This window comes from Streptomyces kanamyceticus, assembly GCF_008704495.1.
In the GTDB taxonomy this organism is placed as follows: domain Bacteria; phylum Actinomycetota; class Actinomycetes; order Streptomycetales; family Streptomycetaceae; genus Streptomyces; species Streptomyces kanamyceticus.
This window is the reverse complement of record NZ_CP023699.1, coordinates 3,619,162-3,630,336: the sequence shown is the minus strand read 5'-3', so window position 1 is coordinate 3,630,336 and position 11,175 is coordinate 3,619,162. Positions and strand designations below refer to the sequence as shown.

12 protein-coding genes are annotated in these 11,175 nt (G+C 70.8%); 8 read left to right on the top strand and 4 right to left on the bottom strand.

Annotation, left to right across the window (positions count from 1 at the left end):
• Positions 1-337: 337 nt before the first annotated feature.
• Positions 338-1,084: a ferritin-like fold-containing protein gene (locus tag CP970_RS14670; RefSeq protein WP_398655106.1), complete on the top strand. Its 747-nt coding sequence runs from the start codon at positions 338-340 to the stop codon at positions 1,082-1,084.
• A 91-nt stretch (positions 1,085-1,175) separates the two neighbouring features.
• Here CP970_RS14670 and CP970_RS14665 read toward each other — a convergent pair whose 3' ends face one another.
• From CP970_RS14665 to CP970_RS14650, 4 genes are all read right to left on the bottom strand, one after another.
• Complete coding sequence (locus CP970_RS14665) at positions 1,176-1,445, bottom strand: hypothetical protein (protein ID WP_055543835.1); 270 nt, start codon at positions 1,443-1,445, stop codon at positions 1,176-1,178.
• A 163-nt stretch (positions 1,446-1,608) separates the two neighbouring features.
• Positions 1,609-1,836, bottom strand: a complete 228-nt coding sequence (locus CP970_RS14660) for a DUF3107 domain-containing protein (RefSeq protein WP_055543834.1) — start codon at positions 1,834-1,836, stop codon at positions 1,609-1,611.
• A 139-nt stretch (positions 1,837-1,975) separates the two neighbouring features.
• Complete coding sequence (locus CP970_RS14655) at positions 1,976-2,617, bottom strand: TetR/AcrR family transcriptional regulator (RefSeq protein WP_055543833.1); 642 nt, start codon at positions 2,615-2,617, stop codon at positions 1,976-1,978.
• A 164-nt stretch (positions 2,618-2,781) separates the two neighbouring features.
• Positions 2,782-3,009 (bottom strand): hypothetical protein, encoded by a 228-nt coding sequence (locus CP970_RS14650; protein ID WP_055543832.1) that lies wholly within the window; start codon positions 3,007-3,009, stop codon positions 2,782-2,784.
• Positions 3,010-3,200: 191 nt separating this feature from the next.
• On the opposite strand from CP970_RS14650, the gene CP970_RS14645 reads away from it, so the two are divergent.
• The 7 genes from CP970_RS14645 to CP970_RS14620 all read left to right on the top strand — a co-directional run bounded on the left by CP970_RS14645 (position 3,201) and on the right by CP970_RS14620 (position 11,155).
• Positions 3,201-4,187 (top strand): alpha/beta hydrolase, encoded by a 987-nt coding sequence (locus CP970_RS14645; RefSeq protein ID WP_055543831.1) that lies wholly within the window; start codon positions 3,201-3,203, stop codon positions 4,185-4,187.
• Positions 4,188-4,195: 8 nt separating this feature from the next.
• On the top strand, positions 4,196-5,554 hold the full coding sequence (locus CP970_RS14640) for a DUF3152 domain-containing protein (protein WP_079043140.1): 1,359 nt from the start codon (positions 4,196-4,198) through the stop codon (positions 5,552-5,554).
• Between the two features lie 68 nt (positions 5,555-5,622).
• Positions 5,623-5,715 carry an Ms4533A family Cys-rich leader peptide gene (locus CP970_RS45790; RefSeq protein WP_317987152.1) on the top strand — a complete coding sequence of 31 codons (93 nt, stop codon included), beginning with the start codon at positions 5,623-5,625 and terminating at the stop codon, positions 5,713-5,715.
• A gap of 181 nt (positions 5,716-5,896) precedes the next feature.
• Complete coding sequence (locus tag CP970_RS14635) at positions 5,897-7,621, top strand: ABC transporter substrate-binding protein (protein ID WP_055543830.1); 1,725 nt, start codon at positions 5,897-5,899, stop codon at positions 7,619-7,621.
• Between the two features lie 2 nt (positions 7,622-7,623).
• Entirely contained in the window at positions 7,624-8,550 is a 927-nt protein-coding gene (locus tag CP970_RS14630) for an ABC transporter permease (protein ID WP_224058441.1), read from the top strand.
• Entirely contained in the window at positions 8,547-9,536 is a 990-nt protein-coding gene (locus tag CP970_RS14625; RefSeq protein WP_055543828.1) for an ABC transporter permease, read from the top strand. Before CP970_RS14630 ends, CP970_RS14625 begins: the two co-directional genes overlap by 4 nt.
• On the top strand, positions 9,533-11,155 hold the full coding sequence (locus CP970_RS14620) for a dipeptide ABC transporter ATP-binding protein (protein ID WP_055543827.1): 1,623 nt from the start codon (positions 9,533-9,535) through the stop codon (positions 11,153-11,155). The genes CP970_RS14625 and CP970_RS14620 overlap by 4 nt, the downstream gene beginning before the upstream one ends.
• Positions 11,156-11,175 lie beyond the last annotated feature (20 nt).

Here is an 11,175-nt window from a genome sequence, read left to right as displayed (position 1 = left end):
GGCGCGAGGCGAACGCTGGGGGTCGTGACCGTGCCACTACCGCCGGCTGCTTGGGGGGCGGGCCGGGGGCGCGGGACCACTGCCTGCGCTCGAGCGCTCGTACCGCTGAGGTTCCCTCCTCATGCCGTACGCATCTGCGCGTACGCCCTGGAGGGCTGTCAGGTCGGAGCCGATCGGGCCACCGACCGGGCATCCTCATTCGTACGGCCCGTCGAATATTCAGCGGGCGCATTACCACTGTACCCCGGAATCTCGCATGCGTGTCCGGCGAATTGGTCACATGGTCGTGGTCACAGTGCATGACCAGGGCCTTCCGCGTTACGGCAGGCGGGCTATTGTGCGCTTCATGGAGACGTCTGACACCCCTGCCGAATCCGCCCCCGAACCCACCGGAGTCGCCGCCCAGGACTGGGCGAAAGCTTCCGCCGAGCCCCACTACCGTGCCGCGGTCGTGGACCTCCTCGGCGCACTCGCCTACGGGGAGCTCGCGGCGTTCGAGCGGCTCGCGGAGGACGCGAAGCTGGCGCCGACGCTCGGCGACAAGGCGGAGCTCGCGAAGATGGCGTCGGCCGAGTTCCACCACTTCGAGCAGCTCAGGGACCGGCTCTCGGCGATCGGCGCGGAGCCGACCGAGGCGATGGAGCCGTTCGTCGCCGCGCTCGACGGCTTCCACCGGCAGACCGCGCCGTCCGACTGGCTGGAGGGCCTGGTCAAGGCGTACGTCGGCGACTCGATCGCCAGCGACTTCTACCGCGAGGTGGCGGCCAGGCTGGACGCCGATACGCGCGAGCTGGTGCTCGGCGTCCTCGACGACACGGGGCACGCCAGCTTCGCCGTGGAGAAGGTGCGGGCCGCGATCGAGGCGGAGCCGCGTGTGGGCGGGCGGCTCGCGCTGTGGGCGCGGCGGCTGATGGGCGAGGCCCTTTCGCAGTCCCAGCGGGTCGTTGCCGACCGGGACGCGTTGTCGACCATGCTGGTCGGGGGCGTGGCCGATGGGTTCGACCTCGCTGAGGTCGGGCGGATGTTCTCTCGGATCACTGAGGCGCACACCAAGCGGATGGCTGCGCTTGGCCTTGCGGCCTAGCTGAACCGTGGGGGCCGTATTTCGGCTGCGGGCGCGCTGTGGCTTGTCGCGCAGTTCCCCGCGCCCCTTACGGGGCCCCAGTCCCGCGCCCCTACGCCGTAGCCGAGTGGCGCAGTCTGCCTCGGGTGGGGCGGAGCAGGAGTGAGAGCAGGGCCGCGGAGACCGCCACCGCGCCCGTGAGCGTCGCCGCGGCGTGGCCGGGGCCCAGTGCCATGTGCGTGATGAAGGCGCCGATGAGGGCGCCCGCGGGGCCCGTCGCGAGGACCAGGCTGCGCGCGGGCAGCCGGTGGCCGAGGCGGTGCGCGGTGGCCCAGGCCAGCGCGAGGCCGAGCAGTGCGGCGCCGAGTGCTTCGAGAATCATGGTGGTGCCTCCCTCGCGGCCAGGTGCAAATCGGTCGTAGCCGGTCTACCCCAGGCGGCCGGAATGCAACCCTCCGTGAGCCGGTGGCGGTGCCGTCATTTCGGTCAACACGCAAGAAGGGCCCGGTGGTTGGTGACCACCGGGCCCTTCTTGCGTGTGCGTCCTACAGGGCGCTGAAGCCCACCTTGCGCGCGGTGGGCTCGCCGAGCTCCACATACGCGAGGCGGTCGGCCGGAACCAGGACCTTGCGGCCGTGGTCGTCCACGAGGCTCAGCAGCGGCGACTTGCCGGTCAGCGCCTCGGACACCGCGCGCTCGATTTCCTCGGCACTCTGGCCGCTCTCCAGCACGATCTCGCGGGGCGCGTACTGCACGCCGATCTTGACCTCCACGGCTTTGTCCCTCCGACGGTCAGTCTGTGCGCGGCCGTCCGCGCCGTACCCAGCACACATTAGCCCGGTGAGGGGATGGGGAAGGCCGCGGCCATGAACGCCGGTAGCGAACACGGAACGGGAACAGAGGGGCGAGGGGTCAGTGACCCTCGATGCCGTGCAGCGGGAAGCCCGCGATGCCGCGCCAGGCGAGCGAGGTGATCAGCTCCACCGCCTTGTCGCGGGGCACCGTGCTGCCGCTGGCCAGCCAGTACCTCGCGACGACCTGCGAGTACCCGCCGAGCCCGACGGCGAGGAGCATCGCCTCGTCCCCGGGCAGGCCGGTGTCCTCGGCGATGACCTCGCAGATCGCCTCGGCGCACTGCAGCGTGACGCGGTCCACGCGCTCGCGGACCGCGGCCTCGTTGGTCAGGTCGGACTCGAAGACGAGGCGGAAGGCGCCGCCCTCGTTCTCCACGTACGCGAAGTAGGCGTCCATCGTCGCGGCGACGCGCAGCTTGTTGTCCGTGGTGGACGCGAGCGCCGTGCGGACGGACTGGAGAAGGGATTCGCAGTGCTGGTCGAGCAGTGCGAGGTAGAGGTCGAGCTTGCCCGGGAAGTGCTGGTAGAGCACCGGCTTGCTGACGCCGGCGCGCTCGGCGATGTCGTCCATCGCGGCCGCGTGGTACCCCTGTGCGACGAATACCTCCTGGGCAGCGCCCAGGAGCTGATTGCGTCGGGCACGGCGGGGCAGGCGTGTGCCCCTCGGGCGTGCTGCCTCTGTCTGCTCGATGGCTGTCACGCCGCCTCCCAATCGTCCGATGTGCGGTGAGCGCCGCGCCGCCATCGTACTTTTCGGTAACAGTGATGTGCGCGGTGCGAGCGCAGAATTTCACGTACTGGACCACCGCAGAAGGGCCTCGCAGCTGCGCGTAGCGGGGCAAACACGGTCAGGTCACCGCCGGCCTATCGGTAGTCGTCCTCGTCCAGACTGACGACGCGGGCCTGTTCGGCGAGGTCCGCCTCGTTCGCGGCGTCCGGATCGGCGTCCCGCAGGGAGTCGTCGTGCTGGGGTGTGAGGTCCGTGTGCTGCTCGGCGGAGTCGGCCTCGGGGGCCTCGACGTCGGCCTCGGCCGCCGCTGTCGCCTCGCTCTCGGCCTCGAAGGTCTCCGGGTCGCTGGGATCGACGGTCATCGTGGCTCTCTTCCCTAGTGGTGCCTAGTGGTGCGAGTGCCCTGTTCGCCCTCTTCTATGAGCGTAGGAGACACCCGTACGGGGCGCTATGTGATCGGTCGGCGAGCGGCGCGGAGGTTGCCCGTGATCCGTGTGAGATCTGTGACGGCGAACACGTGAACTACCGCGTGATCGTCTCGTAACATTGCCGCATGTCTTCGACCGAGCTGCCGAATCTCTTGGCCAGTGCCGTCGCACCCAAGCCGGGTGCCGTGGCGGTCGCGGCGGGCGAGCGGCTCGACTCCGTGGGCCTGCCGGGACTCACGCTGTCCGTGCGGTCGAGGCCCTCGACGCGCACCGGACTGCCACCCGCGCTGTACGTGCACGGGCTCGGCGGCTCCTCGCAGAACTGGTCGGCCCTGATGCCGCTCCTGGAAGACGTCGTGGACTGCGAGGCGCTCGATCTGCCGGGGTTCGGGGACTCCCCGCCACCGGACGACGGCGACTACTCCATCACCGGGCACGCGCGCGCGGTCATCCGTTATGTCGACGCGCGCGCCCGCGGCCCCGTCCACCTGGTCGCGAACTCGATGGGCGGCGCCGTCGCGACGCGCGTCGCCGCGGTCCGCCCCGATCTCGTCCGCACGCTGACGCTGGTGTCGCCCGCGCTCCCCGAGCTGCGGGTGCAGCGCACGGCGCTGCCGACCGGGCTGCTCGCGGTGCCGGGCGTCGCGTCGCTCTTCACCAAGCTCACCAAGGACTGGACGGCCGAGCAGCGGGTGCGCGGCCTCATGGGGCTCTGTTACGGCGATCCCGGCAGAGTGACGCCGGAAGGGTTCAGCGCCGCGGTGCGGGAGATGGAGCGCAGGCTTCAGCTCCCTTATTTCTGGGACGCGATGGCGCGTTCGGCGCGCGGGATCGTGAACGCGTACACGCTGGGCGGCCAGCACGGTCTGTGGCGGCAGGCGGAGCGGGTGCTCGCGCCGACCCTGCTCGTCTACGGAGGGCGCGATCTGCTCGTCTCGTACCGCATGGCCCACCGGGCGGCCGCCGCGTTCCGCGACTCGCGGTTGTTGACCCTGCCGGAGGCGGGGCACGTGGCGATGATGGAATATCCGGAGACCGTGGCCACGGCCTTCCGCGAACTCCTCGCGGATACGGGCGAGTTGGCCGGTCATCGTACGGATTCAGGGAGCTGAGGCGGCGCGTGGGACGTCATAGCCGTCGCGGACCTGTCGACACCGAGAACACCACGGGCACCTCTGGCATACCGCTCGCACAGAGCGCGAGCCGCCCGCCCAGTCCCGGCACCGGGCGCCGACGGAAGGTACCGGCACCGTCGTCGACCGGGACGTCGGCGCCGGACGGCACTCCGGCTCATGGGACCCCGGCCCACGGTGCTCCGCATGTGCGTGGCGGGCATCCCGAGCAGCGGGAGCCCGGTGGCGGCTGGGGCGACGTCACGGACAGCGGCTCCGGGCCGCGGATGGGCGCCGGGTACACGGTGCCGGGACCCCGGCGCGAGTACGTCACGGCCTTTCCCGAGCGCGGCGGCGACCGGAACGGCACGCCCCCGGCGGGATCGCCGACGGCCACCCCGTCGCCGAGCGCGCCCCCGCCGCCCCGCGACCCGTACGCCTCCGTCACCGACTGGGACGAGGACCCCGATGCCCCGCTCGGCGCCGACGGCGGCGAGACCGACGCGGAGCCCGAGGGCGAAGGCCGCGCGAAGAGCGGCAAGGGCCGCGCCTTCACCGGCATCGCGGCCGCCGCGGTGACCACCGTGCTCGCGGTCGTCGTGGCGGGTCAGGTCGCCGACGGGGGCAAGGACTCGAACACGGAGAGCCGGTCCGCGCCCGACGGCGGCGCGCGCGACACCGACGATCCGGCCTCGCGCTCCGATGCCCGGGTGGCGCCGACCAAGAAGCCGGAAGCGACCCCGGCGACGTACGAGCAGAAAATGGGCAAGAAATACCCGCTGGACGCGAAGCTGAAGGCGTCCGGGGACTTCGCCGCGATATCCGGATTCGACAAGGCGCCCGGTAAGGGACGGCTCTGGAAGTATCGCGTCGACGTCGAGAAGGGTCTCGGTCTGGACGGTGAACTCTTCGCGAAGGCCGTGCAGAAGACCTTGAACGACGACCGGAGTTGGGCCCACGCGAAGGCCCGCACCTTCGAGCGGATATCGTCGGGGAAGCCCGATTTCGTCATTACCCTCGCGAGCCCGGGAACGACCGCCGACTGGTGCGCGAAATCCGGTCTCGACACGACCCAGGACAATGTGTCCTGCGATTCCGCGGCGACGGAACGCGTGATGATCAATGCCTATCGGTGGGCGCAGGGCGCGAAGACCTACGGCGACGCCGTGCGGAAGGAATTCGGCAACGCCATCTTCCCGTACCGCCAGATGCTGATCAATCACGAGGTCGGGCACCGGCTCGGCTACAACCACACGGACTGCGACAAGGACGGGGACCTCGCGCCCGTCATGCAGCAGCAGACCAAATTCCTTGATCACGACGGGATCACCTGCAAGGCCAACCCCTGGGTGTTTCCCAAGCGTTGAGCCGGGGGAGCCGGGGGGCTCCGGCGGTCGCTTTGACATCCGTCGGAAGTTCGTTCATATTTCTCCGCATGTCGAACAGTCACGCCCCGTCGAGCGCCGCCATTGAGCTGGCGCTGTTCGGCGTGACCGCGCTCTGCGTGGCCGACATTCACTGTTGCTGACGACCGCCCCGGTGCGTGCGTCGCCTTTTCCCCGCTTCGGCCGTCCGTAGACCTTTCGTAGGCCCTCGACCGTCCGCTGCTGGATCTCGCTGCTTTTTCCCACGCCTGTCCGGGGTGAGCTCTGCTCAATTCCTGCTGCTCCGCTGCCGTTTCGCAGCGCTCCCCGAGAGGCCTCCTTCCGATGCGTCAAACGTCCGTCATAGCCCGCCGCGTGGCAGCGGCATCCGTCAGCCTGGTCCTGGCCTCTGGCGTCGCCGCCTGCGCGGGCCCGAAGGACAACGACGCGGGCAGCGGCGGCGACGGCAAGCCCGCCAAGGGCGGCACGCTCTCCGTGCTCAACCGCGACCCGCAGACCGACTTCGACCCCGCGCGCCTCTACACCTCCGGCGGCGGCAACGTGCCGAGCCTCGTCTTCCGCACGCTGACCACCCGCAACCGCGAGGACGGCGCCAAGGGCGCCGAGGTCGTCCCCGACCTCGCCACGGACCTGGGCAAGCCGAGCAAGAACGCCACCGTATGGACGTACACCCTGAAGAAGGGCGTCAAGTACGAGGACGGTTCGCCGATCACCTCGGCCGACGTGAAGTACGGCATCGAGCGGTCCTTCGCCGCCGAACTCAGCGGTGGCGCGCCCTACTTGAGGGACTGGCTGGTCGGCGGGGACAAGTACCAGGGCCCGTACAAGGACAAGGGCGGCAAGGGTCTCGCGTCCATCGAGACGCCCGACGAGCGCACCATCGTCTTCCATCTGAACAAGCCCGAGGGCGAATTCCCCTACCTGGCGACGCAGACGCAGTTCACCCCCGTACCGAAGGCCAAGGACAAGGGCACCAAGTACGAGGAGCACCCGGTCTCGTCCGGGCCCTACAAGGTCGTCAAGAACGAGAACGACGGTGAGCGACTGCGCCTGGAGCGCAACCCGCACTGGTCCGCCAAGACCGACCCGGAGCGCAAGGCCTACCCGGACGTCATCGACGTGCGCTCCGGACTCGACTCCTCCGTCATCAACCAGCGGCTCTCCGCTAGCCAGGGCGCGGACGCCGCCGCCGTCACCACCGACACCAACCTCGGCCCCGCCGAGCTCGCCCAGCTCGGCGGCAAGGACGACAAGGCCGCCCACGTCGGCACCGGGCACTTCGGCTACACCAACTACCTGGCCTTCAACCCGAAGGTGAAGCCCTTCGACGACCCCAAGGTGCGCCAGGCCATCTCGTACGCCGTGGACCGCTCCTCGGTGGTCAACGCCGCCGGCGGCTCCTCGCTCGCCGAGCCCGCCACGACCTACCTCCCCAACCAGAAGTCCTTCGGATACACGAAGTACGACCACTTCCCCGCGGGGGAGAACGGCAACGCGAAGAAGGCCAAGGAGCTCCTGAAGAAGGCCGGGTACGAGGACGGGCTCACCGTCACCCTGACGCACTCCAACGCCAAGGACTTCGAGACCAGCCCGGAGATCGCCACGGCCCTCCAGGACGCCCTGAAGAAGGCCGGAATCACCGTCAAGCTCAAGGGACTCGAGGACAACGACTACAAGGACACCGTCCACAGCGCCAAGAAGGAGCCGGGTCTCTTCCTCGCGCACTGGGGTGCCGACTGGCCCTCCGGCGGGCCCTTCCTCGCGCCCATCTTCGACGGGCGGCAGATCGTCGAGGACGGCTACAACTTCAACTCCGGCTTCCTGAACGACAAGTCCGTCAACGACGAGATCGACGAGATCAACAAGCTCACCGACCTGAAGGCGGCCGCCGAGCGCTGGGGCGCCCTCGACAAGAAGATCGGCGAGCAGGCGCTGACCGTGCCGCTGTTCCACCCGGTCTACAAGCGGCTCTACGGCAAGGACGTCAAGAACGTCGTCATCAGCGACTGGACCGGCGTGCTCGACATCTCCCAGGTCGCGGTGAAGTAGTCGTGACGACCTTCTGGCGGCGGCTGCGCGAGCAGCGCGCCGCCCTCGTCGCGGCGGTCGTCGTCGCGCTGCTCGTCCTGGTGGCGCTCGCCGCGCCGCTGCTCACCGCCATCGCGGGGCAGGACCCCACCACGTACCACCCGGATCTCATCGACTCGGCGCGCGGCGGCGTGCCCATCGGCTCCTTCGGCGGGATCAGCGCCGAGCACTGGCTCGGCGTCGAACCGCAGACCGGGCGCGACCTCTTCGCCCGCCTCGTGTACGGCGCGCGGGTCTCGCTCGGCGTCGCGCTCGCCGCGACCGTCGTCCAGGTGTTCCTCGGCGTCGTCGTCGGCGTCGCGGCCGGGATCGGCAACCGCTGGGTGGACCAGCTGCTCAGCCGCGCCACCGACGTCATGGTGGCGCTGCCACTGATGGTCCTCGCGCTCGCGCTGATGGCGATCGTGCCGAGCGGATTCCCGCGTCCCGTGCTCGTCGCCCTGGTCATCGGGCTCGTCGCCTGGGGGAACATGGCCAAGATCGTGCGCGCCCAGACGGTCACGCTCAAGGAACTCGACTACGTGGCCGCCGCGCGGCTCAGCGGCTGGGGCACCGTGCGGATCGCCCGGCGCGAGCTGCTTCCCGCGCTGGCCGCGCCCGTCATCACCTACGCCGCGCTGCTCGTCCCCGTGAACATCACGGTCGAGGCCGCGCTGTCGTTCCTCGGTGTGGGCGTGAAGCCGCCGACCGCGTCGTGGGGACAGATGCTCACGTCCGCCGACGTCTGGTACCAGGCGGCGCCGCAGTACCTGCTCCTGCCCGCGGGCGCGCTGTTCGTCACCGTGCTCGCGCTCACCGTCCTCGGTGACGGGGTGCGCACCGCGCTCGACCCGCGGGCCGCGTCCCGGCTGCGGGTCGGCACGGGCCGCAAGAGGGAGGCCAAGGCATGACCGGATTCCTGCTGCGGCGCCTGCTCGGCGCCGTCGCCACGCTGTTCGCCCTCTCGGTGATCGTCTACGCGGTGTTCTACGCGGCGCCCGGCGACGTCGCCCAGATCACCTGCGGACCGCGCTGCTCGCCCGCCCAAGTGCAGCAAGTCGCCGAGCAGTTGCGGCTCGACGACCCCCTCTACGTCCGCTACTGGGACTTCCTTCAGGGCATCTTCGTCGGCCAGGACTACTCGACCGGCACGGCGGTGGAGCACTGCGACGCGCCCTGCCTCGGCCTCTCCTACCAGAGCGACCAGCAGGTCACCGAGCTGATCCTGACGAAGCTGCCGGTCACCGCGTCCCTCGCGCTCGGCGCGATGGTGATGTGGCTGATCCTCGGCGTGGGCACCGGCGTGCTCTCCGCCTGGCGGCGCGGCCGCCTCAGCGAGCGGGTGCTCACCGCCGTCACGCTCGCGGGCACGGCGACGCCCGTCTTCGTCATCGGCCTGCTGCTGATGATCGTGGTCTGCGGCCAGCTCCAGTGGCTGCCCTTCCCGCAGTACGTCGAATTCGGCGACGACCCGACGCAGTGGGCGTGGAACCTGCTGCTTCCCTGGCTCTCGCTGGCCCTCATCGAGGCCGCCAAGTACGCGCGCCTGACCCGCTCGTCGATGCTGGAGACGCTCGCCGACGACCACGTGCGCACCTTCCGCGCGTACGGCGTGGGGGAGAGGTCCATCATCGGCAGGCACGCGCTGCGCGGCGCCCTGGCGCCCGTCATCGCGCTGACCGCCAACGACGTCGGGTCGATGTTCGGCGGCGCGGTGCTCAGCGAGACGCTGTTCGGCCTGCCCGGCATCGGGCGCGAACTCGTGCACGCCGTCAAGGTCGTCGACCTGCCGGTGGTGGTCGGGATGGTCATGGTCACCGGCTTCTTCGTGGTGCTCGCCAATGCCGTCGCGGACGTGCTGTACGCGGTGGCCGACCGACGGGTGGTCCTTGTATGAGTCTCGTCCAGGTCACGGACCTCTCCGTGGAGTTCGCATCGGGCGTACGCGCCGTGGACGGGCTCTCCTTCTCGCTCGACGCGGGCGGCGCGCTCGCCCTGGTCGGCGAGTCGGGGTCCGGCAAGTCGACCGTGGCGGCCGCGCTGCTCGGCCTGCACCGGGGCACCGGGGCGCGGGTCACCGGCTCCGTCCTGGTCGACGGCGTCGACGTGGCGCAGGCACCGGACGCGGAGCTGCGGCGGCTGCGCGGCGGGACCGCCGCGATGGTCTTCCAGGATCCGCTGTCCTCCCTGGACCCGTACTACGCGGTGGGCGACCAGATCGCCGAGGTGTACCGGGTGCACACGGGAGCCTCCCGGCGGGCGGCACGCGCGCGTGGCGTGGAGGTGCTCGACCGGGTCGGCATCCCCGACGCCGCGCGCCGCTCGCGGGCGCGGCCGCACGAGTTCAGCGGCGGCATGCGCCAACGCACGCTCATCGCCATGGCGTTGGCCTGCGAACCCGCGCTCCTGGTCGCCGACGAGCCGACCACCGCGCTCGACGTGACCGTCCAGGCCCAGATCCTCGACCTGCTGCACACGCTGCGCCAGGAGACCGGCATGGGGCTGCTCCTGGTCACGCACGACGTGGGCGTCGCCGCGGAGAGCGTGGACGACGTCCTGGTCATGCGCGGCGGGCGCGCCGTGGAGCGGGGCGCGGTGCGCGACGTGCTCGGGGCGCCGCGCGAGGCGTACACCCGGGAGCTGCTCGACGCGGTGCCCCGGGTGGACGTGCCGCGCGGGCGCGCCGCCGCTGAGCGGGGCGAGGTCGTCCTCGAAGCCGTCGGTCTGCGGCGGGAGTTCGGGCGGGGCCGACGGGCCCTCACGGCGGTCGACGGGGTGTCGCTCACCGTGCGCGCGGGCGAGACCCTCGGGATCGTGGGGGAGAGCGGCAGCGGCAAGACGACGCTGGGCCGCATGCTGGTTGGCCTCCTGGAGCCGAGCGCCGGGCAACTCCGTCACGGGGGTGCGGAGCAGCCCGGCGGCCGGGTCAGGACCGATGTGCAGATGGTGTTCCAGGACCCGGTGTCCTCGCTCAACCCGCGGCGCTCCATCGGCGAGTCCATCGCGGATCCGCTGCGCGCACGGGGGGCCGAGGACTCCCTCGTACGGGAACGGGTGAGCGATCTCCTGTCCCGCGTCGGGCTCGAACCCGCGCACTACGACCGCTATCCGCACGAGTTCAGCGGCGGTCAGCGCCAGCGCGTCGGCATCGCGCGGGCGCTCGCCGCCGAACCCCGGATCATCGTGTGCGACGAGCCGGTCTCCGCGCTCGACGTCACGACGCAGGCCCAGGTGACCGAACTGCTCGCCGAGCTGCAGCGGGAGCTGGGGCTCGCGCTGGTCTTCATCGCGCACGATCTCGCGGTCGTACGGCAGGTCAGCGACCGGGTCGCGGTGATGCGGGCGGGCCGGATCGTGGAGTGCGGTCCGGCGGAGGAGGTGTACGGAGCGCCCCGCGATCCGTACACGAAGCGGCTGCTCGCTGCCGTGCCCGCGCTCGACCCCGAGGCGGCGGCGCGGCGTCGGAAGGCGCGCGAGGAGCTGGCCGCGGACGGCCAGGAGATGGCCGCAGCCTAACTCTCCGTAGCGAAAAGGGG